This is a genomic window from Collinsella aerofaciens (assembly GCF_001404695.1).
Lineage (GTDB): Bacteria > Actinomycetota > Coriobacteriia > Coriobacteriales > Coriobacteriaceae > Collinsella > Collinsella aerofaciens_E.
Genome location: NZ_CZAQ01000001.1, coordinates 83,387 through 105,947 on the forward strand (window position 1 = coordinate 83,387; position 22,561 = coordinate 105,947).

A 22,561-nucleotide genomic window follows, 5' to 3' on the forward strand; every position below is an offset into this window, starting at 1 on the left:
GTGGCCGTTACCGCGCTGTACGTGCATGTTCCGTTTTGCGCCCAAAAGTGCCGGTACTGCGACTTTGACTCGCGCAGTTTTGCTCCGTGCGACCTGAGCGCTGCGCTCGATGCCTATTTTGAGCAGTTGTATGCGCGCCTTGATGCCTTTGGAGACGTCGGGGCGCTTGCGCAGATCCGTACCGTCTATGTTGGCGGCGGCACGCCGTCGCTGGCGGGGGAGCGCCTGGTAGAACTCGCCCGGCGTATCTCTGCGTGCTGCAAGCCAGTTGAGTTTACCTGCGAAGCCAATCCTGAGTCGTTGACTTCGCAGCTTGCTGCGGCGCTTGCCGGGGTGGGCGTCACGCGCATTTCTCTGGGAGTTCAGACCCTCGACAACGCCGAGCTTGCCGCGATTGGCCGCATCCACGATTCGCACCGCGCCCTTGCAGCCATCGCCGCGGTGAGGGACGCTGGGCTCGATGTGTCCTGCGACCTGATGTGCGGACTTCCCGGGCAGACCGCCGTAAGCTGGCAGCGCACGCTCGATGGCGTGTTGGCGGCGGCGCCGCATCACGTGTCGGTTTACCCGCTCACGCTCGAGGAGGGCACGCCGCTTTACCGCATGGCGTGTCACGACGAGTCGCTTGAGCCCGACGAGGATTTTCAGGCTGCGTGCATGGATGCGGCGCGTGAGTGCCTGGGTGCGGCCGGCTATCACCCGTATGAGGTGGCAAGCTACGCGCTCGACGGCCATGAGTGCGCCCACAACATTGCCTATTGGACCGGACAGGGCTATCTGGGCTTGGGCCGCTCTGCCGCCGGTATGCTCGATGCCGAGGATTTCGATCGCTTGGCCGGGCTGTTTCCCGACGTGCCTGCTCGCGGCGATGCGTATCGCGTGCGCTTGGTGCAACGTGACGATGATGCGACGGCGTTTGATGCCGAGTATCTGTCGCAGCGCGAGGCTGCGGCCGAGGATCTGATGCTCGCCTGCCGCATGACGCGTGGCATTGGGCCCGACCTGTTGGTTCGCTCGGCAAGCGTGATCGCTGCAGATGAGTTGGCGGCGGCCTGTGACCGTGCTCTCGAGTTGGGCCTTGCCACCTGGGTGCCCGATCATGTTGAAGGACATGCTGGGAGCGTCACCTTAAAAGACGTTATCGCAGGTCGCGTCCGTGCCCGCTTAGCGCCCACCCACTTGGGCTGGCTCGATGGAAATGTGCTGTTCGAGCTGTTTTGGGGTCTAGCTTAGGCCGCTCGGGTAGAATTACCGCAATATATACGCTGCTGTGAGCAGGAGGTTGCCGCGCATGGCGACGATGAACGAAAAAGATTACTACGAGATTTTGGGTGTCTCCAAGGACGCCACCTCGCGTGATATACAGAAGGCCTTCCAGCAAAAGGCACGTAAGCTCCATCCTGACGTCAACAAAGAGCCGGATGCCGAGGAAAAGTTCAAAGAGGTTTCCGAGGCCTACGCTGTGCTTTCGGATGAGCAGAAGCGTGCGCGCTATGACGCCATGCGTTCGGGTAATCCCTTCGCCGGCGCTCCCACGGCTTCGCCCTATGGCGGCGGCTACGCCGGCAGCGCAGGCTATGGTAATCCCTTTGAGGGCGGCTTTCCCTTTGGTGGCGCCTGGGGCCAGCCCCGTCGCGGCCAGGCGGCCTACAACCCCGAGAGTGGCGCCAACGTGGTCGTCGATATCAAGCTCGACGCCAAGGAGGCCAAGGGCGGTGCCCGCAAGACCGTCCGCTATACGCGCTTCGATACCTGTGGTCACTGCGGAGGCTCGGGATCTGTTTCGTCCGAGCATGCACATACCTGTCCGAGCTGCGGCGGTCGCGGCCACATCGACGTCGACCTGTCCTTCCTGTTCGGTGCCGGCACGTTTCAGTCTGTCTGCCCCGAGTGCGGCGGTTCCGGTAAGGTCGTCGCCGACCCCTGCCCCGATTGCGGCGGCAGCGGCCGTGTCCGTGTGACCTCCGAGCAGACGATTGAGTTTCCCGCCGGCACGCACGATGGTGACGAGGTTCGCATTAGTGGCATGGGTCACGCCGGCACCAACGGTGCCTCGGGTGGCGATCTGGTCGGCCGCGCCCATGTCGAGGCCGAGCGCCTGGAAGGCAAGGCCCGTACAGGTTTTTACCTGATGGGCATCGTGGCGCCGTTTTTGGTGCTGTCGGCCATCTCGGGCGTGTTCTCGGCCTTTGCCATAATGTGCTTTATTCCGTTTGCCATGGGCCTGTTTATGGTGGTCTCGGACGGCGTGCTGCACCGCAGCCTGCTGTGGTGGAAGCGCGGCGCGATGCAGTTTGCCAACGGTTTTGCCAACGGATTTATGTTTGCGCTCGTGTCGGTTTGGTTTGCGAGTTGCTCGCAACGTGCCATGCTTTCGCCCTACGCAATGCAATAACATCTAGCCCTCTGTTTGCGGCCGGCCCAGCTTGGGTATAGGACGCACTGTGACAAAAATGAAAGTCGGAAGGATTCGGTCGTGTCGGAAAATAGGGATTACTACGAGGTACTTGGCGTCGACAAGGATGCCGACGCGCGGACGATTAAGCGCGCGTTTCTAAAGAAGGCCCGTACCGTACACCCGGACGTTTCGGACGACCCCGAGGCCGAGGCCAAGTTCAAAGAGCTTAACGAGGCGTATTCCGTTCTTTCCGACGAGCAGAAGCGTGCTAACTACGACCGTTACGGCACCGCGGACGGCCCTGGTGGTTCGGGGTACGTCGATATCAACGATATCTTTGGTGGCATGGGCATGGACGACCTGTTCTCGTCGTTCTTTGGCGGCGGTGCCGGCGGTGGCGCCCGAAATCGCCGTGAGCGTCGTCGCGGCCGCGATATGGCCATCTCCCTTTCGGTGACCCTTGAGGAGGCGGCGCTCGGTTGCAAAAAGACGATCAGCTATGACCGCCTTGCCCCCTGCGAGGATTGCAACGGCACCGGCAGGGCCGAGGGTGCACGGGAAAAGCAGTGCAGCCGCTGCCACGGCACGGGCTATGTCACGACGGTCCAGCGTTCGTTCCTGGGCCAGGTTCAGTCTTCTTCGCCCTGTCCCGACTGCCATGGCGAGGGCACGGTTATCGACCATCCCTGCGAGACCTGCGACGGTCAGGGCCGCACGCCTTCGCACGAAAAGATCGACATCGATATTCCCGCCGGCGTTTCGACCGGTTGCCAGCTGCGCGTGAGCGGCTTTGGCGAGGCCGGTCTTCGTGGCGAGCCCTCGGGCGACCTGATCGTCAACGTGCGCGTCGCCGACCACGAGCGTTTTAAGCGCAACGGCGACGACCTGTACCTCGTGAGCGATATCTCGATTGCGCAGGCTGCGCTCGGATGCGAGATCGAGGTCGAGGGTATTATGCCTGACGAGGTCGTCAAGCTGTGCGTCCCCGCCGGCACACAGTACGGTGACACCGTGAGCGTTGGCAACTACGGCATGCCCCGTATCGGCGGTGGCGGTTCGCGCGGTCGTCTGATCGTGCAGATGCGCGTGGTCGTCCCCACCAATCTCTCCAACAAGCAGCGCGAGCTGCTTCGCGCCTTTGCCGACGAGATGGGCGATGACGTCGCATCCGGTAAGAAATCCGTGACCGATCGTATCAAGAGCGCCCTCGACGATATCCTCGATTAAGGAGCCCGCGTGCTCGCACCTCATATCTCTGTCGTCAACCTCGGCTGCCGTGTCAACCGGGTTGAGTCCGACCGTATCACTGCCGATTTAATGCGCCTGGGCTTTGCGATGGTGGAGCCTCAGGATGCTGAGCTGATCGTCATTAACACCTGTGCCGTTACGGGCGAGGCCGAGGCCAAGACCCGTAAGGCCGTTCGCCATGCGCTGGCCTATCCAAACGAGCCCTATGTGGTCGTGACCGGATGTGTGGTCAATCTGCATCCCGAGGAGCTGCTGGAGCTTTCGGACCGCGTGATCGCCGAGCCGTCCAAGATCGATGTCGCCGAACGCGTCTGTGAGGTGCTGGGCGTTGAGTCAGATGACGTTCCCGCCTGCAGCGACGGCGAGGTTGTCGACGCACTCGGTCGCTCGCGTCTGGGCGTGAAGATTCAGGACGGCTGCAACCATCGCTGCACCTATTGCATCGTGTGGAAGGCACGCGGTCCCGAGCGCTCCGTGCCCGTCGAGTCCGTGCTCGAGCAAGTTCGCGAGGCCCAGGAGGCCGGTGTGCCCGAGGTGGTGCTGACCGGTGTGAACCTGGGTGCCTACGATGGCAAGAGCGCGACTGATGAACACGTCGAGATCGATGAGCTGCTCGAGGCGATCATGGAGCGCACGTCCATTCCGCATGTGCGCATTTCCTCGGTCGAGCCCATGGATATCTCCGAGTCCCTGCTTAAGGTCATGGCGCGCTATCCGAAGCGCATCGCCCCGTTTTTGCACCTGCCCGTGCAGTCTGGCTGCACCAGGACACTGCGTCGCATGGGCCGTCCCTACAGCGCCGAGGCCTTCGAGGAGACGGTGCACATGATTCGCACCAACTTGCCCCAGGCGTCTCTTTCGTGTGATGTCATCGTCGGTTTTCCCGGCGAGACGGACGAGGAGTTTGAGGAGTCGCTGGCGCTGTGCCGCCGTGTGGGATTCTCGCGTATGCACGTGTTCCGCTACAGCAAGCGTCCCGGTACCCTTGCTGCCGACATGCCCGACCAGGTGCCGCCCGAGGTTATGGCCGAGCGCAGCCGCCGCATGCGAGCCGCGGCGCAGGAGCTCGCTATTGCCGACGCTCGCCGTCGCGTGGGAACCGTCGAGCGTGCCGTGCTCGAATATGGCGACAACCTGACGCTCGGTTCGTTCCATCATGCCCGTCTTGACGATACCCGTGGACTCACAGCCCCGTGCCTGCTCGATGTTGCTATCATCGGAGTCGATGATTCCGGCTTGGTCCATGCACGCAGGGAGGTTCATGGAAGCCTCGAAGATTAGACTTACCGTTCCCGAGGGTATTGACCCTTCGCGCGTTTTGGGTGCCGGTGACGGCGTCCTTCGTGCGCTCGAGAGCTTGGTTCGCGCCCATGTGGTCGCCCGTGGCGACAGTATCGCCGTGAGCGGTGACCCGGACGAGGTCGAGCTCGTGGCGCGTTTTTTCGAGCATGCTTTTCGCGAAGCGGCCGCCGGACGCACACTGTCTGCCGACGATGTCTCTCGCTGCCTGGCCGTATTGCGCGACGGTGAGCACGAGGCTACGTCGCTTCGCGATGATGTGCTGCTTTCGTATCGCGGTCGTGCCATTCGCCCCAAGACGCTCGGCCAAAAGCGCTACGTGGATGCCATCCGCTCGCATACCATCACGTTTGGCCTTGGTCCCGCCGGTACCGGTAAGACCTATCTGGCCATGGCGCTCGCCGTTGCCGCGCTCAAGCGTCACGAGGTGGGCCGTCTGATCTTGACGCGTCCGGTTGTCGAGGCGGGGGAGAATCTGGGCTTTTTGCCCGGTACTCTCGAGGAAAAGATCGACCCCTATATGCGTCCGCTCTACGACGCCCTTTTTGACATGATGGATCGCGAGCGCACCGATGAGCTCATGGAGCGCGGCATGATCGAGATCGCCCCGCTTGCCTACATGCGCGGCCGCACGCTGAGCGATGCCTTCGTGGTGCTCGACGAGGCGCAAAATACCACGCCCGAGCAGATGAAGATGTTCCTGACGCGCCTGGGTTTTAACTCCAAGTTTGTGATTACCGGCGACCTGAGTCAGCGCGACCTGGTGGGTCGTCGCGGCGGTCTTGCCGACGTTGAGCGGATTTTAGGCCGTGTCGACGATGTCGCATTTTCTCACCTCGAGCGTGCCGACGTGGTGCGCCATGCCTTGGTGGGGCGTATCGTCGAGGCATACGATGCTTATGATGATGTACGCGATAAGCGCGTGCACGACCGAAAGGAGTCCCGTTGAGTGTATTGATCAGCAACGATGCCGAGCTCGATACGCTACTCGACGCGCAGGAGGTAGAGCACATCTGCGAGGTCGTGCTTGCCGCCGAGGGCGTTGAGCGTGAAGTTGAGATTTCCCTTTCGTATGTCGATGAGGACGAGATGCACGAGCTCAACCACGAGTGGCGCGGTATCGACCGTACCACCGATGTCCTCTCGTTTGAGTGCGACTCGGCCTTTGACGAGGATATTCCCGCCGACGAGACGCTCGAGCTCGGCGATATTATCCTGGCCCCGGAGGTCATTGCCCGTCAGGCCCCCGGCTTTGGTAATAGCCCTGCCGACGAGTGCCGCCTGATGCTCGTGCATGGCATGCTGCACCTGCTGGGGTATGACCATATCGAGGACGACGAGGCCGAGGTCATGGAGGCCCGCGAGGACGCCATCCTGCGCGATCTGGCGCTCGAGCGCGGCGAGGACCCCAAGCTGGTCCACATCGGCCCCATCACCAACCACGCCCACGACTAGGAGCCGTCTATGATTCCTGGATCGAACAAGGACCATCCGTCCTTCTTAAAGTCGTTCTCCTACGCCATGGAGGGCTTCGTCACCGCCGTTAAGACCGAGCGCAACATTAAGGTCATGCTCGTGGCGGGCGTGTGCACCGTCATTGCCGGCTGCATCGTGGGGCTCGACATTGCCGAGTGGGCCACGGTTATCATCTGCTGTGGCTTGGTGATTCACGGCGAGCTGTGCAACACCGCCATGGAGGCGATCGTCGACCTGGCGACCCAGGAGCTCCATCCGCTGGCAAAGCGTGCGAAGGATATCGCCGCCGCCTCCGTATACGTACTTTCCATCACCGCCGCGATTGTGGGATTGCTGGTATTTGCCCACGCGCTCGACTTTATTTAGAAAGGGATTTTCATGTCCGACAATATGCAGCTTATCGATGAAACTCTGGACGACGAGTCCCTGGATGCGGTGGATGCCGAAGCGAACGATGCCTATGAGGATGTCGAGGAGTTCGATCCGTTTGAGGGCATGAGCGACGAGGAACTCGACGCCCTGTGCGACGAGGGCGACAGCCTCGCGGGCTTTGGCGACGTTGAGCCTGGTTTCCGCAGCGGCTTCGTGGCGCTGGTCGGCCGCCCCAACGCCGGCAAGTCCACGCTGCTCAACGCCTGCTATGGCAAAAAGGTCGCCATCACCTCGCCGGTGGCCCAGACGACCCGCCGCCGCATGCGCGCCGTCGTCAATCGTCCCGGTTACCAGCTGGTCTTTGTCGATACCCCGGGTATCCACAAGCCCAAGGACGGCCTGGGGTCCGAGCTCAACAAGAGCGCGTTGTTCGAACTGAACGATGTCGATGTCGTCGCGTTTTTGATTGATGCCACCAAGCCGATCGGCAGGGGAGACGCCTGGGTTGCCGAGCGCGTCAAAAACGCCCGTTCCAAGAAGGTCCTGGTGCTCACCAAGGCCGATGAGGCCGACCCCGCACAGGTCATGGAGCAGCTTAAGGCCGCCCACGAGCTCATGGAATATGACGATGAGATCGTGACGTCGTCGGTCAAGAACTTCAACGTCGATGCGTTTATCGAGACCGTTGCACGCTTTTTGCCCGAGGGTCCGCGTTGGTTCCCCGAGGACATGGGTACCGACGCTTCCGACGAGACGCTCGTTGCCGAGTTTGTGCGCGAGAAGGTCTTGCGCCGCACCCGTGATGAGATCCCGCACTCCGTTGGCGTGATCTGCGATGCGCTCGAGCAGACCAAGAAGGTGCTGCGCATGCACGCCACCATTTACGTCGAGCGCGAGGGGCAAAAGGGCATCATCATCGGCAAGGGCGGCGAGATGATCAAACATATCGGTATCGACGCCCGTCGCGATCTTGAGCGCATCTTTGGCACGCAGGTCTTTTTGGAGCTGGACGTGAAGGTCAAGGCCGGCTGGCGTGACGACGAGGCCCAGATTCGCCGCTTTGGCTACAACGCCGAGGACTAAGGACGCGCGGCGCGCATGGCAGGCTCCCGGACATATCGCACGAAGGTGCTCGTCCTCGATAAGACGAAGCTCAAAGAGACGGACCTGATCTTGACGATGCTTGACGAGCGGGGTCGGCAGGTTCGTGCCGTGGCAAAGGGCGCCCGCAAACCCGGTGGGCGCCTTGCTGCGCGCTGCGAGCTGTTCTGCACCGTCGATATGCTGCTCGCGCATGGACGGTCGCTCGACGTGGTTTCCCAGGCCGAGCTTATGGAGGCGCCGCTCGGCGCTGCGCCCGATTACGAGACGACCTGTGCCGCAAGCGCGATTGCCGAGGTAGCGCGCGTGTGCTCGTTCGAGGACGCCGAGGACCCGTATACCTTTGCCATAACGCAGCGAGCGCTTGCCCTGGTGGGCAGCGGGCTCGACACGGCGCATATGGATCTACTTGTGGCGGCATATGTCTTTAAGCTGCTGTCGCACGTTGGCTATCGACCCGATTTTTCGGCCTGCGTGCTGTGCGGAGACCCCATGCTGTCGTATTTTTCGCCCCGGGCGGGCGGGCTCATGTGCGGGTCGTGCGCGTCGAGCGTTCCGGGTGCCGAGCTGGTGTCGACCGGTGAGGTCGCGTGGCTGCGCGCCCTCATGTCCATGACCTTCGATGCACTCATGGCCGAGAGGATCGATCCCCATACCGCTGCCTTTTTATTGGGGCTTTCGCATGTTTGGGCTGCGACGCACACCGATCAGCGCCTCCGTGCGATGGAATTCATGTTGGGTCGGTGATGACGCGCAGGCGCGGGCTGCTTGTGGTAACATACCGACCTGTTGGTACCTCGATCTTGGATGCTCGCTCCACCGGCGGCTTCCCAGTCCGAGGCGAATAGCGTCGCCCGAGGGCGACAAGAAACGAAAGGTGAAACAATGACTGTTTCCAAAGAGCGCAAGGCGGAGCTGACTGCCCAGTTCGGTAACACCCCGGTCGACACCGGCAACCCCAAGGTTCAGGTCGCCATCCTGTCCGAGCGCATCAAGGAGCTGACCGAGCACATGAAGTCCCACCAGAAGGACTTCCACACTCGTCGTGGCCTGCTCATGCTCGTCGGCCGTCGTCGTCGTCTTCTCTCCTACATCAAGAAGAACGACATCGTCGAGTACCGTGAGCTCATCAAGGCTCTGGGCATTCGCGACAACATCCAGTAAGGATTTGTACATGCTAAGAGCGTCCTGCGCAGCGGGGCGCTCTTTTTGTGTAAGGGCGTGAACAATCACGCTCTGAAGCGTGGCGGGGGCAGGGGGCCCGTGTCACATGAGAAGCCCGCAGGCAAGGGGCCTGTGGGGTAAAGGAGAACAATGACACTCGTATCCAAGACCTTTGAGCTGTACGGCAAGACCTACACCTTTGAGTCGGGCGAGCTTGCCAAGCAGGCCACCGGCGCGTGCCTGGTCAAGCAGGGCGACACCACGATGCTCGACACCGTGGTCGTCTCTAAGGAGCGCAAGAACTACGACTTCTTCCCGCTGACCGTCGACTTCAACGAGAAGATGTACGCCGCCGGCCGCATCCCGGGTGGTTACCTCAAGCGTGAGGGCCGTCCCAGCGAGAAGGCCACGCTCACCGCGCGCATGATCGACCGCCCGATTCGCCCGAGCTTCCCGGACGGCTTCCGCAACGAGGTACACATCGTCGCTACCTCGCTCGTCGCCGACCAGGTCAACCCCTTCGACGTCATCAACGTCATGGGTGCTTCCCTGGCCATGACGCTCGGCGGCGTTCCCTTCGAGGGCCCGCTTGCCTGCGTGCGCATCGGCCGTAACGTGGAGACCGGCGAGTTTATCGTCAACCCCACCTATGAGGAGCGCGAGAACTCCGACCTGGACCTGGAGCTGGGCGGATCCGCCGACTTCATCTCGATGGTCGAGGCCGGTGCCGAGGAGATCTCCGAGGACGACATGCTCGCCGCCATGAAGTTTGGCCAGGAGGCCCTTGCTGCCTTCTGCCAGGCCCAGGACGAGTTTGTCGCCGAGTGGGAGCAGGTCAACGGCCCCATCGTCAAGAAGGAGTATCCGCTCGACCAACCCGTCGAGGAGGTCCAGGAGCGCATCTTCGCCCACTACGACGAGATGGCAGCTGCCCTTCGCGACGCCGACAAGCTCTCTCGTATCGGTAAGGTCGAGGCTCTGAAGGAGTCCATCCGCGCCGAGTTTACCGAGGAGGAGCAGGCCGCTTGGGAGCGCGAGATCCCCGTGGCGCTCAAGAAGCTCGAGAAGAAGGCCATGCGCACCATGGTCGTCGAGACTGGTGAGCGCGTCGACGGCCGTGCCGCCGATGAGATTCGTCCCATCATGGTGAAGGATAACTATCTGCCGCTCGTTCACGGCTCCGGCCTGTTCCAGCGTGGCCAGACCCAGGTGCTCTCGGTTCTTTCGCTCGGTATGCTCAACGAGGGCCAGCGTCTGGATACCATCGAGCCCACCGAGGGCAAGCGCTACATGCACCACTATAACTTCCCGCCGTTCTGCACCGGCGAGACCGGCCGCATGGGCAGCCCCAAGCGCCGCGAGATCGGCCACGGCAACCTTGCCGAGCGCGCCCTGCTCCCGGTGCTCCCCGACGAGAACGAGTTCCCCTACGCCATCCGCGTCGTCTCCGAGGTCATGGAGTCCAACGGCTCCTCTTCGATGGCTTCGACCTGCGGCTCCACGCTCGCCCTTATGGACGGCGGCGTGCCCATTAAGCGCCCGGTCTCCGGTATCGCCATGGGCCTGATCCAGGAGGAGGGCAAGACCGTGGTCCTGTCCGACATCCAGGGTCTCGAGGACTTCCTGGGCGACATGGACTTTAAGGTCACCGGTACCACCGAGGGCATCACCGCTCTGCAGATGGACAACAAGGCCACCGGCCTCACCTTCGACATCCTGGCCCGCGCCCTGCAGCAGGCCAAGGAGGGTCGCGCCTTCATCCTGCAGAAGATGCTCGATGTGATTCCCGAGCCGCGCCACACCACACGCAGCACCGCTCCGCGCATCGTCTCCATCCAGGTTCCTACCGATAAGATTCGCGACGTCATTGGCTCCGGCGGCAAGGTCATCCGCGGTATCCAGGACGAGACCGGCGCTTCGGTCGACATCCAGGAGGACGGCACCGTCTTTGTCGGCGGCACCGGCGAGTCCGTCGACCAGGCCGTCGAGCGCATCAAGCTCATCATCAAGGTTCCCGAGCCGGGCGAGGAGTACACCGGTCGCGTGGTCTCCATCCAGCCCTTCGGCGCCTTCGTCAACCTGCTGCCTGGCAAGGACGGCCTGCTGCACATCTCCCGCGTCGCCAAGGGCCGCGTGGAGAAGGTCGAGGACGTTCTCAACGTGGGCGACGAGGTCAAGGTCGTCGTCATCGAGGTCGACGATCGCGGCAAGATCTCGCTTGATCGTCTCGACAAGCCCGAGGCCCCGGCTCGCTCTGAGGGTTCCTCCGAGGGCGATGGCGAGCACTTCCAGCGCCGTGAGCGTCCGCGTCGCGAGCGCTCCGAGCGCAGCGACCGTCCGCGCCGTCCCGGCGACAACGGAGGCCGCAAACCCCGCCGTCACCACGACGCCGAGTAACGGCTACGCATAAGCAGCTCAACAAGGGCGACTCCGGACAGGGGTCGCCCTTTTGCTTGCGCCCGGGAGGGACGCATATGAAGTTTCCTGCTCTACAGTCCTGCGCAAGACGGAAAGCACATTAAGTGCTTTCCTTTGCGTGCGGAACTCGCGATAAACTTCATATACGGCCCTCCCGGGCGCAAGCAAAAGGGCTGGTTAATGCCGCTTGCTATTTAGTTAGACGGTCTATTCAGTAGTCAGATTTCAGATCTGTAGATAGCCGCAGCAGCATCTTCCAGATAAAACCGACCAAAATAATCCTGTCTTGTTTTGGCAGGTTTCCCGTGGGGCGGGCACTGATGAAGTTTATCGCGAGTTCCGCACGAACAGGAGGCCACTTAATGTGGCCTCCGTCGTGAGCAGGACTGTAGAGCAGGAAACTTCATCAGTGCCCGCCCCACGGGAAACCGGCGGGATAGACCGGTTCAGATGGGGCTTTGATGCATGGGTGGTCTGTTGGTGGGCAAATGGGTATCATACTGTGGTTACTGCATCGACTCTGTGATGCATGTTTGTACGTTCCCGGCGGTCGGTTTGCCAGAAGCGCCCCGTCGGTTGTTCCAGACCCGTTTCGAAGAAAGGAAACCACACGAACCTATGGCAGCTAAAAAATCATCTCCCTTGAAGATCATTCCGCTCGGCGGCCTTGACGGCATCGGCAAGAACATGACGGTCTTCGAGTGCGGCGACGACATGGTGCTCGTCGACGCCGGTCTCATGTTCCCCGACGACTCCCAGCCCGGTATCGACTTGGTACTTCCCGACTACACCTATGTCCTGGAGAACGAGGAGAAGCTCCGCGGTATCGTTGTCACCCACGGCCACGAGGACCACACCGGTTCGCTTCCGTACCTGCTGCAGGACCTCAACAACAAGGTGCCCATCTTCTCGAGCAAGCTGACGCTCGGTTTTATCGAGGGTAAGCTCTCCGAGTTCCGCATTCGCGCGCCCAAGTTCCGTGAGGTCAAGGGCGGCAGCCACGTCAATCTCGGTGGCATCTCGCTCGATTTCTTCTCCATGACGCACTCCATTCCGGGTGCTTTGGGCGTGTTTATTCGCACCAACCAGGGCACCGTTATGCACACGGGCGACTTTAAGCTCGACCAGACGCCCATCGACGGCGTCACGCCCGACTATGCCGCCATCAGCCGCTTTGCCAAGCAGGGTATCGACCTGCTGCTTTCCGACTCCACCAACGCCACGGTTCCCGGCTTTACTAAGTCCGAGGCCGAGGTTGGCCCCAACCTGCTGCATGCCATCAAGAACGCCCCGGGCCGCGTGTTCGTCGCGTCGTTCTCGAGCCACATCCATCGCCTGCAGCAGATCTGCGACGCTGCCCGCAAGTGCGGCCGCAAGGTCGTCGTGACAGGACGTTCCATGCTCACCAACACTCGCGTGGCGCGCGAGCTTGGCTACCTCAACATCGACGATGCCGATATCCTCGATGCCTTTGATATCGATAACCTACCCGACGACAAGATCGTCGTCATGTGCACCGGTTCGCAGGGCGAGCCGCTGTCGGCCCTGTCCCGCATGGCCAACGGCGAGCACAAGACGCTCTCCATCCACGAGGGCGATACCGTCATCCTGTCCGCTACGCCCGTTCCTGGCAACGAGAAGGCCGTGCAGCAGGTCGTCAACAGCCTGGCAAAGCTCGGCTGCGACGTGTGGGATAAGAATCGTGCCCTCGTCCATGTCTCGGGCCACGGCAGCCAGGAGGAGCTCAAGCTTCTGATGGCCATGGCCAAGCCCACCTACTTTATGCCGGTTCACGGCGAGGCCGTGCATCTGCGTGCCCATGCCCAGCTTGCCCGTAAGATGGGCATTAAGGATGATCACATCTTTATCCTCGATAACGGCGACACGCTCGAGATGCGTGGCGGTATCGTCAAGCGCGGTACGCCTGTCGAGTCCGGCGTCGTCTATGTTGACGGTCTGCGCATCGGCGACACCGACCCCATCGTCCTGCGCGATCGCCAAAAGCTCGCCAACGACGGTATGGTCACGGCCGTTGCCATCGTCTCGCTCAAGCATAAGAAGATCGAGGCTATCGAGTTCTCGGGCCGCGGCGTCTCGTTTGCCATCGACGACCAGTTCTCCGAGGATGCCTCCGCGTCCATTATGAAGACGATCGAGAAGGGTAAGTTTAGCTTTACCAGCAGCGGTTCCGATGCCATTCGCAAAGCCGTGCGCGATTCGCTCTCTAACTTTATCTGGAGCCGTACGCGCACCCGTCCGATGATCATCCCGGTCGTCATGGAGGTTTAGTTTGGCGCGCGGATCTGCACAAAACGCCAAAGGCAATAAGGCCAATAACCAACCGGCATCTGCTAAGGGTGCCGGTTCCCATCTGCGTGCCAATAAGGGCCACGAGTCCGAGTTCGATGAGTTTGAGCCCTTGGTCGAGCCTTCGGCCAATCGCGATATCGCCGGTGTGGTCATCGCCGTTTTGGCGATCGCGTCCTTCATTGCCGTGATCTCTCCGGCAACAGCGCCCGTGACGGCTGCGGTTGCCGGTTTCTACCACCTGGGCTTTGGTCTGGGCGCCTACGTGCTGCCGATCGTCATCTTGCTGTTTGCCGCCACGCTCTTTTTGGGTGAGGACTCGCCGCTCAACGTGCGCTCTGTCGCGGGCGGCGCCGTGGTCTTTATCGCCGTCGTCTCCATTCTTTCGCTGATGGTGCCGGGCACGAGCGATTCGTGCGACCTTATGTTTACGCCGCAGAACCTTTCCGTGTCGGGCGGCTACATTGGCGCCTTTATCGCAAGTGCCTTGCAAAACGCCCTGGGTAAACCTATCGCCATGGTTGTCTTGCTGGGGCTTGTCGTCGTTGGTTTGGTCATTATCGGCTTTTCGGTGGGTGGCGTTTTGCGCTCCGCACGCGATCGTGCGGCAGATTTTGCCGAACGCCGTCGTGCCGATGTCAACGCCAGCCCGTGGGGCGATGAAGAGGCCCTGTCTGTTCCCGGCGTCGCTCGTCCGCACCTGAGCATTCTGCGCCAGAAGGGGACTGACGCAGCGGTGACCACGGTCATGGGTGGCGATGTCGACCCGGTTTTGGATGACGACGAGGACGATGACCCGTTTGTCGACGTATCCGAGTCGGTTGAAGCCGAGCGGGCCAAGACCACGCTGCTGCCGCGTCGCCATGTCAAGAAGGGCAAGGCTGCGCCTAAGCTCAATACGAGTGAGCCCGACCCGTCTTGGTCCGATAGCGAGATTGAGCTCACCGAGGGTGACGACGAGGACGACGAGGCTCCGCTCGAGACCGCCAAGACAACCTTGCTGCCGCGTCGCCACGCCAAGCGCGGGCAGGTCACTGGACAGCTTTCGATGGAGGACGATCCGGACAAGGTTGACGAGTCCGAGCCGCCGTTTGCCGTGAATCCTGTTTCGGCAGCACCTCAGATCCCCGACTTCTTGAAGCATCCCAAGGTTGCCGATGCGGCTGCCACGAGTGCTGTCGAATCGGCTGCGGCTCGTGATGGGGGAGTGGACGACGGCGCCGCAGATAACGAGGGCGAAGAGGAGGACGGCCTCAAGCTTCCGCCGCTCGAAATCCTGCATGCCAACCCGCAGTCGGCTTCCGCCGCGTCTTCGGACAAGGAGCTGGAGCAGACCGCTGAGTCACTGCAATCCACCTTGCTTGAGTTTGGCCGCAGTGCCCGCGTGGTCGGCTGGATCGCCGGCCCCACGGTGACGACCTTTAAGCTGCAGCCCGGTGAGGGCGAGCGTGTGAGCAAAATCTCGAGCCTCGAGGACGATATCGCGCTTTCGCTCGCTGCCCAGTCGGTGCGTATCTTTGCCCCGATCCCCGGCACCTCGCTCGTGGGCATCGAGATTCCCAACCGTAAGCGCCAGAACGTCAATCTGGGCGACGTGCTGCCCTATGTGAAGGGCGGTCCGCTCGAGCTCGCCATCGGCCGCGACGCCGAGGGCACGCCGGTCGTCGCCGACCTCGCCAAGATGCCTCACCTGTTGATCGCCGGTACGACCGGTTCTGGTAAGTCGGTGATGATCAACTCCATCATCACGACCTTGCTCATGCGCGCCCTTCCCGAGGACGTTCGCCTGATTATGGTCGACCCCAAGCGCGTCGAGCTTGCGGGCTATAACGGTCTGCCGCATCTCTATGTGCCCGTGGTGACCGAGCCTAAGCAGGCCGCGAGCGCTCTGCAATGGGCTGTGTCCGAGATGGAGCGTCGCCTGAAGGTCTTCGAGCGTCTCAACGTGCGTAAGATCTCGACCTACAACGAAAAGCAGGCTGCTGGCGAGTTTGAGCATTACGACAACCCGCCGCAAAAGATGCCCTACCTGGTCATTATCATTGACGAGCTCTCTGACCTGATGATGGTCGCCGGTAAGGATGTCGAGGCCTCGATCGTTCGTATTGCACAGCTGGGCCGTGCCGCCGGTATTCACCTTATCGTTGCCACGCAGCGCCCCAGCTCCAACGTGGTGACGGGTCTCATCAAGGCTAACATCACCAACCGCATCGCCTTTAACGTCGCCACGGGCATCGACTCGCGCGTCATCATCGACCAGATGGGCGCCGAGAAGCTCACCGGTTTGGGCGACATGTTGTTCTCCAAGGTCGACTGGGGCAAGCCCCGCCGTATCCAGGGCTGCTTTGTCTCGGACGACGAAATCAACGAGATTGTCGAGTTCGTTAAGTCGCAGAGCGAGCCCGACTACCACGAGGAGATTCTGTCCGCCGTGGCGCCCGCTTCCATGTCCATGGCTGGTGGCGGCGGCATTGTCCGCACCGGAGTCGCCGAGCCGCAAGACGATGATCCGCTCATTTGGGAAGCCGCCCATATTGTGGTGGAATCGCAGCTTGGCTCCACATCTGGTCTGCAACGTCGTCTGAAGGTTGGCTATGCGCGTGCCGGGCGTATTATGGACATGCTGGAAGAAAAGGGTGTCGTCGGCCCGCCCGACGGTTCCAAGCCGCGCGAGGTCCTGTTGGACGAGGAGGGGCTTGCCGCGCTGGAATCTGTCGACGCCGAGATGGCACGTGAAGATCGTGAGTTTGGAGGATTCTGATGGCTGCACGCTTTGGTGACATGCTGCTCGAGCAGCGTCGCCGAATGGGCCTTTCCATTCAGCAGGTCGCCAACACCATCAAAATCAGGCCGCAGATCATCGAGTTTTTCGAGACCGGTAACTTTGCTTCGATGCCGCCGCGCGGCTATGCGCAGGGCATGATTTCGAGCTATGCTCGCTTTTTGGGCCTCAATCCGCGCGAGGTCGTCAATGCCTACTTTGACGAGCTGATGGCATACGAGCGCGAGACGTCGCAGCAGGGCGGTCGTTTTCAGGACGCCGCCGGCTACGTCAATTCGCGTTCCTCCGTCGATAACGGGCGCTTCCTGATGGTTCAGGGCGGTCGTTCGACCCGCTATGGACAGCGTCCTCAGCAGGCCGGTTATATTACCGAGACGGGTTCGGGCGAGGAGATTCGCTCGCAGCGTGACCGGTTCCGCAGTACGCCGATGCCCGAGGACCGTGCACTTCCCGCTGCCCGCGGCGTGGCGCGTGACCCTCGTGCCGGCTACGGCGACGGCGGCTATTCCGATCGCGGTCACCGTGGTATCTCCACCGGACGCTCTCGCAGTGGCTATGCGGACGCCGATACCACGCAGGTGACGCCGCGTCTTCGCTCTCAACCACAGCCGTATGGCCAGCGCTCTTCGGCTCCGCGTGCGGGCCAGCGTGGCTATCAAGGCCGCGGTGAACTTGCGCCCCGCTCGGGTCAGCGCGGCCTTCAGGGCCAGGGTGGCTATCGTGGCCGTTCCGATAGCAATCGTGGTCGTATGCCTCAGGGAGGTGGCCGCAGCAGTTCCAGTCGTGGACGCGGCGGATCTCGTACTCCTCAAAACAACGGGCTCGATCCGCGTATCGTCTACGCTGGCATCGGTGCCGTGGCGTTGCTGCTGATCGTGCTCATCGTGGTACTTCTGCGCGGCTGCGCATCTTCGACGCCCGAAACCACGCCCGAGACGCCTGCTGCTACCAAGACGACGACCAAGAAGTCTTCTAAGAAGACCGAAACGGTCGACGAGGACGAAGACACCGATGAGGCGACGGATGAGTCGACCGGTTCGGACGCCACCAAGACGACGGCTAAAAAGGAAGAGAACGAGGCAACGAAGGTCAAGGTCTCCGTTGCCAAGGGAAAGACCGCGTGGATTGAGGTCAAGGTCGACGGAAAGTCGGTCTATGGCGCCCAGGCGACTGGCCCCTTTGAGCAGGAGTACACGCCCGAGTCCTCGATCGAGATCACCACGTCCAAGCCTTCCGATGTCACCGTTACCAAGAATGGCGAAAAGGTCCGTTACGATACCAAGACTTCGGGCGTGGCGCGTGTGACGATCACCGTTCCCAAGAAGGAGACGACCTATTCCGAGAATGGTGAAAGTTCTGATGGTGCCGACACCACCGACGGTACCGATACCACCGACGGCACCGATGCCCAGTCCACGGATGGCGCCGATGCCGCAACTGACGGTCAGACGCCCACCGATTCTACCGACTATTCGTACGATAGCTATTAAGCCGCTCGTACGCGAAAGGAAACATCATGGCTAAAGATTCCAGCTTCGACGTCGTGTCCGAGGTCAATATGCAAGAGGTCGACAACGCCTTCCAGCAGACCACGCGCGAGATTTCCCAGCGCTATGACCTGAAGGATTCCGGCGCCACGATTGAGCTTTCGAAGGGCGACAAGCTCTTTACGATCAACGCCCCGGCCGACTTTGTCTCCAAGCAGATCATCGATGTCCTGAGCTTCAAGCTCATCAAGCGCGGCATCGACCTCAAGGCTGTTTCGTGGGATGCTCCGCAGGCGGCATCGGGCGGCACCGTGCGCGTGCTCGGCCATATCGTCGAGGGTATCGACCAGGCGACCGCCAAGAAGATCAACAAGGACATCAAGGACCAAAAGCTCAAGGTCAAGGTGACCATCGAAGCTGACAAGCTGCGTGTTTCCTCTGCTTCGAAGGACGCGTTGCAGACCGTGATTCAGTTCCTGCGCGACCAGGACTACGGCCAGCCGCTGCAGTTCACCAACTACCGCTAATATCATTCGAAAGGACCGCTCTCCAACATGGATACACCGTTGGGCTCCGTGCTCTACATCACCCTCGGGTGCGCCAAGAACGAGGTCGATACCGACCGCATGCGTTCTCTTTTGACCGCCGCAGGCTACGAGGAGGCATTCGACCCGCAGGAGGCCGATATCGCCATCGTCAATACGTGCTCGTTCCTCGCCTCCGCAACGTCCGAGAGCATCGAGACCACGCTCGAGCTCGCCAACGAGGTGCAGGACGGCGTTCGTTCTTGCCCCATCGTCATGTGCGGCTGTGTGCCGTCGCGCTATGGCGACGACCTGCCTGACGAGCTGCCCGAGGTCGCTGCCTTTGTGAAGGCCGACGAGGAAGACGGCATCGTGGCAGTCATCGATGGCGCGCTGGGTGTCGAGCGTGAGATCGCGGCCTATATCCCTCAGGTCAAGCGTACCGTCGAGGGTGCCGTTGCCTACGTCAAGATTTCCGATGGCTGCAATCGTTTTTGCAGCTTCTGCATGATCCCCTATATTCGCGGTCGTTATCACTCGCGCAATGCCGAGAGCATTATTTCTGAGGTGCGCGACCTGGTTGCCGGTGGCGTGCGCGAGATCGTGCTGATCGGCCAGGACACGGGCATCTGGGGCACCGACTTTGCGGATGAGGACGTCGCCGAGGGCTCGCCGCGCAATCTGGCGCAGCTGCTGCGTGCCGTCGCCGAGGCCGTGCGCCCGCAGAACGTCTGGGTCCGCGTGCTCTACCTGCAGCCCGAGGGCATGACCGATGAGCTCATCGAGACGATTCGCGATACGCCCGAGGTGCTTCCCTATATCGATATCCCCGTGCAGCACTGCGACGCGCGCATTCTCAAGGCTATGCGCCGTTCTGGTTCGCGCCAGGAGCTCGAGGACCTGTTCCGCGATCTGCGTGAGCGTATCCCCGGCATCGTGATCCGTTCCACGGCCATGGTCGGCTTCCCGACCGAGACCGACGACGAGTTCCGCGACCTTATCGACTTTATGGACACCGTCGGCTTTGACTACACGAGCGTCTTTGCCTACTCGCAGGAGGAGGGCAGCCTGGCCGCTAAGATGGAGGGTCAGGTCGACGAAGAGGTCAAGCTCGAGCGCGCCCAGGAGGCCATGGACCTGGCTGAGTCGCTCGGTTTTGCCGCCACCGCCGCACATGTGGGCGAGCGCGCCCAGGTGATCGTCGACGGTATCGAAGAAACCGAGGACGGCGCCGAGCTGATCGGCCATGCCTGGTTCCAGGCGCCCGATTCCGATGGCGCGGTGCATCTGGACGCCAGCGAGGCGTCCGTGGGTGATATTCTGACCGTCGAGTTTACCGATAGCTTCTGCTATGAGCTTATCGGACATGTTGTGGAGTAGGAGAGCGTCGTGGCAAACGAGAGCAATAAGGAACTGACGAGTGTTTGGACGCCCGCCAACATCGTGACGTGCGTTCGCATCGTCTTTATCCCGGTGTTCATGATCGTGTCGGCGCTGTCTCACACGAGCGTTGCCGGTACGGACTGGAGCACCTTCGACGGCCCGCTCGCCGCCGCCGCCTTTATTCTGTACGTTATCCTGTCGTGCACCGATAAGGTCGACGGCTATCTGGCGCGCTCGCGCAACGAGATCACCGACTTCGGTAAGTTTTTGGACCCCATCGCCGACAAGCTACTCGTGTTCTCGGCCCTGCTGCTGTTCCTCGATTTTGGCGCGGTGACCGTGTGGTCCGTGTTCATTATCTTGTTCCGCGAGCTGTTGGTGAGCGCCCTTCGCATGGTCGCGAGTGCGGCCGGTGTGGTCATTGCCGCCGATAAGCTCGGCAAGTACAAGACGGCGACCACGATGGTCTCCATCTGCGGCTACCTGTGCGTCTTTGCGATGACCGGCCTCCAGTTGGGGCCTGCGGAGCTGTTGCTCGGTGTCTATGGCGTTTCACGCTTCCTGTACGCTGTTGCCGTTGTCCTGACCGTTATCTCGGGCGCCCAGTACTTCTGGAACTGCCGCAAGATCGTCTTTTCGGTCTAGGTCCTGGTGGGTATGGCGGACTCTTTTGAGCAGATTTCCGCACATAACGAGGAGCTGGCGCGCGATATTGTCGAGCGCGCGAGCGCTCGGGGCGTGACGGTTTCTACGGCTGAGTCGCTGACGGCGGGTATGATCGCCTCGACGATTGCCGATATCCCGGGCGCCTCGGCGGTGCTGCGCGGCGGTGCGGTGACCTATTGCGATGAGATCAAGCATCGTGTTCTGGGTGTTGAGCAGGAGACGCTCGATCGGTTTAGCGCCGTGTCGCACCAGACGGCGCGCGAGATGGCCGCGGGCTCGCTGGACCTCTATCAGAGCGATGTGGCCGTGAGCGCAACGGGCTACGCTGGGCCCGGTGGTGGCACCGAGCAAGACCCCGCCGGCACGTTCTATATTGGCTGGGCGTATCGCGTGGCTGATGGGGAAGTGCCGATCGTGGACTCTGTGCGTTGCCACTATGAGGGCGACCGTTCGTGTGTTCGTGCCCATGCGGTCACGGAGGCATTGGGACGCATTGCCCTTGTGCTCAACTCTATGGAATAGGCGTGTTTTAAGGGGCCTTAGGGCCCCTTAATTGTGGAGATGGGAACCTCTGACGAATTTAGCTTTTGTGCTGGTCATAGGTGTATTATCTCCTTCCTTGTTTTTATTTGGCCCTATGTGGTCAAGCATTTGGACAGTGTTTGGTCGGCGTTTGGTTGGGTTTTGGAAAGACTGCCTGCATATGATTGGTCTGAACGGTTGACCACGAACAGCCGTTCGTTTATTATCGATGCAGGTTGTTAAGAGGAGGGCTATTCATGGCCAAGAATTCAGGTCCCGTACGTACCGTCCATGCACCCACGACGGGCAAAGAGCGCGAAGAGATGATCGCCACCACCAAGGCCGAGATCGAGAAGAAGTTCGGTCAAGGTTCCATCATGAGGTATGGTGACGGCGGCCCCGAGCTCGAGGTCGAGGCTATTCCGACGGGCTCTCTGGCACTCGATGCCGCCTTGGGTATCGGCGGCGTGCCGCGCGGCCGTATCGTCGAGATTTATGGCCCCGAGTCCTCCGGTAAGACGACGCTTTCGCTCGAGATCCTTGCAGAAGCGCAAGCCATGGGCGGCGTCGTTGCATTTATCGATGCCGAGCACGCGCTTGATCCCACCTATGCCGCGCGCATTGGTGTCGATATCGACGAAGTGTTGATTTCCCAGCCCGATACGGGTGAGCAGGCGCTCGAGATCGTCGATATGCTTGTGCGCTCCGGTGCCATCGACGCCATCGTCGTCGACTCTGTTGCCGCCTTGACTCCGCGTGCCGAGATTGAGGGCGAGATCGGTGACACGACGGTGGGTCTGCAGGCTCGCTTGATGAGCCAGGCGCTGCGCAAGCTCGCCGGCTCGCTTGCCAAGTCCAACACGACCTGCATCTTCATTAACCAACTGCGCGAGAAGATCGGCGTCATGTTCGGCAATCCCGAGACCACCACGGGCGGCCGCGCGCTCAAGTTCTTCTCTTCCGTGCGAATCGATATTCGCAAAATTGATACCATTAAGCTCAAGGACGAAGTTATCGGCAATCGCGTGCGTGCCAAGGTCGTTAAGAACAAGGTGGCCGCTCCGTTCCGCTCGGCTGAGTTTGACATCATGTACGGCACCGGCATCTCCAAAGAGGGCTCGATTCTGGATATGGCCGTCGAGTGCGGCATCTGCAAAAAGATGGGGTCCTGGTTTGCTTATGGCGAGGACAAGCTCGGCAATGGTCGCGAGGCCGCCAAGACGTTCCTGCGCGAGCACCCCGATTGCGCCGACGAGATCGAGCACAAGGTTCGCCTTGCCTGCGGTCTTGAGTATGACGACGATGCCCCCTCTGAGGTTGAGTTGACCGATCAGCCCGCCCCCGAGGAGTTTGATGAGCTGTACGCCATCGATGGCTCCGCAATGCTCGACGATGACGACGAGTAGCGGATGCC

19 protein-coding genes are annotated in these 22,561 nt (G+C 61.3%); all 19 read left to right on the forward strand.

Annotated features, from left to right (window positions below; all coding sequences use genetic code 11):
* The 19 genes from AQ996_RS00405 (at nucleotide 1) to recA (ending at nucleotide 22,553) form a co-directional block, all read left to right on the forward strand.
* On the forward strand, nucleotides 1–1,233 hold the full coding sequence (locus tag AQ996_RS00405) for a coproporphyrinogen-III oxidase family protein (protein WP_055250063.1): 1,233 nt from the start codon (nucleotides 1–3) through the stop codon (nucleotides 1,231–1,233).
* A 58-nt stretch (nucleotides 1,234–1,291) separates the two neighbouring features.
* A complete protein-coding gene (locus AQ996_RS00410; protein WP_172674578.1) occupies nucleotides 1,292–2,395 on the forward strand; it encodes a DnaJ domain-containing protein in 1,104 nt (367 codons plus the stop codon).
* 81 nt (nucleotides 2,396–2,476) lie between these two features.
* Nucleotides 2,477–3,625, forward strand: a complete 1,149-nt coding sequence (gene dnaJ / locus AQ996_RS00415) for a molecular chaperone DnaJ (RefSeq protein ID WP_055250065.1) — start codon at nucleotides 2,477–2,479, stop codon at nucleotides 3,623–3,625.
* Between the two features lie 9 nt (nucleotides 3,626–3,634).
* Nucleotides 3,635–4,927 (forward strand): MiaB/RimO family radical SAM methylthiotransferase, encoded by a 1,293-nt coding sequence (locus tag AQ996_RS00420; protein ID WP_055250067.1) that lies wholly within the window; start codon nucleotides 3,635–3,637, stop codon nucleotides 4,925–4,927.
* Nucleotides 4,908–5,894 carry a PhoH family protein gene (locus AQ996_RS00425; RefSeq protein WP_055250069.1) on the forward strand — a complete coding sequence of 329 codons (987 nt, stop codon included), beginning with the start codon at nucleotides 4,908–4,910 and terminating at the stop codon, nucleotides 5,892–5,894. Before AQ996_RS00420 ends, AQ996_RS00425 begins: the two co-directional genes overlap by 20 nt.
* Complete coding sequence (ybeY, locus tag AQ996_RS00430) at nucleotides 5,891–6,400, forward strand: rRNA maturation RNase YbeY (RefSeq protein ID WP_055250071.1); 510 nt, start codon at nucleotides 5,891–5,893, stop codon at nucleotides 6,398–6,400. Before AQ996_RS00425 ends, ybeY begins: the two co-directional genes overlap by 4 nt.
* Before the next feature lie 9 nt (nucleotides 6,401–6,409).
* Nucleotides 6,410–6,787 carry a diacylglycerol kinase family protein gene (locus AQ996_RS00435; RefSeq protein WP_022094706.1) on the forward strand — a complete coding sequence of 126 codons (378 nt, stop codon included), beginning with the start codon at nucleotides 6,410–6,412 and terminating at the stop codon, nucleotides 6,785–6,787.
* A 12-nt stretch (nucleotides 6,788–6,799) separates the two neighbouring features.
* The gene (gene era, locus AQ996_RS00440) at nucleotides 6,800–7,876 is read left to right on the forward strand and encodes a GTPase Era (RefSeq protein WP_172674579.1); all 1,077 of its coding nucleotides are present in this window, start codon (nucleotides 6,800–6,802) and stop codon (nucleotides 7,874–7,876) included.
* A 15-nt stretch (nucleotides 7,877–7,891) separates the two neighbouring features.
* Complete coding sequence (gene recO / locus AQ996_RS00445) at nucleotides 7,892–8,641, forward strand: DNA repair protein RecO (protein WP_055250073.1); 750 nt, start codon at nucleotides 7,892–7,894, stop codon at nucleotides 8,639–8,641.
* Between the two features lie 138 nt (nucleotides 8,642–8,779).
* Complete coding sequence (gene rpsO / locus AQ996_RS00450; protein ID WP_035138510.1) at nucleotides 8,780–9,058, forward strand: 30S ribosomal protein S15; 279 nt, start codon at nucleotides 8,780–8,782, stop codon at nucleotides 9,056–9,058.
* Nucleotides 9,059–9,208: 150 nt separating this feature from the next.
* Nucleotides 9,209–11,455 carry a polyribonucleotide nucleotidyltransferase gene (locus tag AQ996_RS00455; protein ID WP_055250075.1) on the forward strand — a complete coding sequence of 749 codons (2,247 nt, stop codon included), beginning with the start codon at nucleotides 9,209–9,211 and terminating at the stop codon, nucleotides 11,453–11,455.
* A gap of 639 nt (nucleotides 11,456–12,094) precedes the next feature.
* Nucleotides 12,095–13,765 carry a ribonuclease J gene (locus AQ996_RS00460; RefSeq protein ID WP_055250077.1) on the forward strand — a complete coding sequence of 557 codons (1,671 nt, stop codon included), beginning with the start codon at nucleotides 12,095–12,097 and terminating at the stop codon, nucleotides 13,763–13,765.
* Nucleotide 13,766: 1 nt separating this feature from the next.
* Nucleotides 13,767–16,544: an FtsK/SpoIIIE family DNA translocase gene (locus AQ996_RS00465; protein WP_253274574.1), complete on the forward strand. Its 2,778-nt coding sequence runs from the start codon at nucleotides 13,767–13,769 to the stop codon at nucleotides 16,542–16,544.
* Nucleotides 16,544–18,055 carry a helix-turn-helix domain-containing protein gene (locus AQ996_RS00470; protein ID WP_055250079.1) on the forward strand — a complete coding sequence of 504 codons (1,512 nt, stop codon included), beginning with the start codon at nucleotides 16,544–16,546 and terminating at the stop codon, nucleotides 18,053–18,055. Before AQ996_RS00465 ends, AQ996_RS00470 begins: the two co-directional genes overlap by 1 nt.
* A gap of 26 nt (nucleotides 18,056–18,081) precedes the next feature.
* On the forward strand, nucleotides 18,082–18,579 hold the full coding sequence (locus tag AQ996_RS00475) for a YajQ family cyclic di-GMP-binding protein (protein ID WP_055250081.1): 498 nt from the start codon (nucleotides 18,082–18,084) through the stop codon (nucleotides 18,577–18,579).
* Nucleotides 18,580–18,606: 27 nt separating this feature from the next.
* The gene (rimO, locus tag AQ996_RS00480) at nucleotides 18,607–19,956 is read left to right on the forward strand and encodes a 30S ribosomal protein S12 methylthiotransferase RimO (RefSeq protein WP_055250083.1); all 1,350 of its coding nucleotides are present in this window, start codon (nucleotides 18,607–18,609) and stop codon (nucleotides 19,954–19,956) included.
* 99 nt (nucleotides 19,957–20,055) lie between these two features.
* The gene (gene pgsA, locus AQ996_RS00485; protein ID WP_233502347.1) at nucleotides 20,056–20,604 is read left to right on the forward strand and encodes a CDP-diacylglycerol--glycerol-3-phosphate 3-phosphatidyltransferase; all 549 of its coding nucleotides are present in this window, start codon (nucleotides 20,056–20,058) and stop codon (nucleotides 20,602–20,604) included.
* A 12-nt stretch (nucleotides 20,605–20,616) separates the two neighbouring features.
* On the forward strand, nucleotides 20,617–21,147 hold the full coding sequence (locus tag AQ996_RS00490; RefSeq protein ID WP_055250088.1) for a CinA family protein: 531 nt from the start codon (nucleotides 20,617–20,619) through the stop codon (nucleotides 21,145–21,147).
* A 257-nt stretch (nucleotides 21,148–21,404) separates the two neighbouring features.
* Nucleotides 21,405–22,553 (forward strand): recombinase RecA, encoded by a 1,149-nt coding sequence (recA, locus tag AQ996_RS00495; RefSeq protein ID WP_055250090.1) that lies wholly within the window; start codon nucleotides 21,405–21,407, stop codon nucleotides 22,551–22,553.
* The last annotated feature ends 8 nt before the right edge of the window (nucleotides 22,554–22,561 follow it).

What these genes read in the sequence shown, in the direction of transcription:
- AQ996_RS00470 (WP_055250079.1), top strand. Translation starts at nt 16,544, where the DNA reads ATGGCTGCACGCTTTGGTGACATGCTGCTCGAGCAGCGTCGCCGAATG.
- recO (WP_055250073.1), top strand. Translation starts at nt 7,892, where the DNA reads ATGGCAGGCTCCCGGACATATCGCACGAAGGTGCTCGTCCTCGATAAG.
- rpsO (WP_035138510.1), top strand. Translation starts at nt 8,780, where the DNA reads ATGACTGTTTCCAAAGAGCGCAAGGCGGAGCTGACTGCCCAGTTCGGT.
- AQ996_RS00490 (WP_055250088.1), top strand. Translation starts at nt 20,617, where the DNA reads ATGGCGGACTCTTTTGAGCAGATTTCCGCACATAACGAGGAGCTGGCG.
- AQ996_RS00425 (WP_055250069.1), top strand. Translation starts at nt 4,908, where the DNA reads ATGGAAGCCTCGAAGATTAGACTTACCGTTCCCGAGGGTATTGACCCT.
- AQ996_RS00455 (WP_055250075.1), top strand. Translation starts at nt 9,209, where the DNA reads ATGACACTCGTATCCAAGACCTTTGAGCTGTACGGCAAGACCTACACC.
- pgsA (WP_233502347.1), top strand. Translation starts at nt 20,056, where the DNA reads ATGATCGTGTCGGCGCTGTCTCACACGAGCGTTGCCGGTACGGACTGG.
- rimO (WP_055250083.1), top strand. Translation starts at nt 18,607, where the DNA reads ATGGATACACCGTTGGGCTCCGTGCTCTACATCACCCTCGGGTGCGCC.
- recA (WP_055250090.1), top strand. Translation starts at nt 21,405, where the DNA reads ATGGCCAAGAATTCAGGTCCCGTACGTACCGTCCATGCACCCACGACG.
- AQ996_RS00475 (WP_055250081.1), top strand. Translation starts at nt 18,082, where the DNA reads ATGGCTAAAGATTCCAGCTTCGACGTCGTGTCCGAGGTCAATATGCAA.
- AQ996_RS00460 (WP_055250077.1), top strand. Translation starts at nt 12,095, where the DNA reads ATGGCAGCTAAAAAATCATCTCCCTTGAAGATCATTCCGCTCGGCGGC.
- AQ996_RS00435 (WP_022094706.1), top strand. Translation starts at nt 6,410, where the DNA reads ATGATTCCTGGATCGAACAAGGACCATCCGTCCTTCTTAAAGTCGTTC.
- era (WP_172674579.1), top strand. Translation starts at nt 6,800, where the DNA reads ATGTCCGACAATATGCAGCTTATCGATGAAACTCTGGACGACGAGTCC.
- AQ996_RS00410 (WP_172674578.1), top strand. Translation starts at nt 1,292, where the DNA reads ATGGCGACGATGAACGAAAAAGATTACTACGAGATTTTGGGTGTCTCC.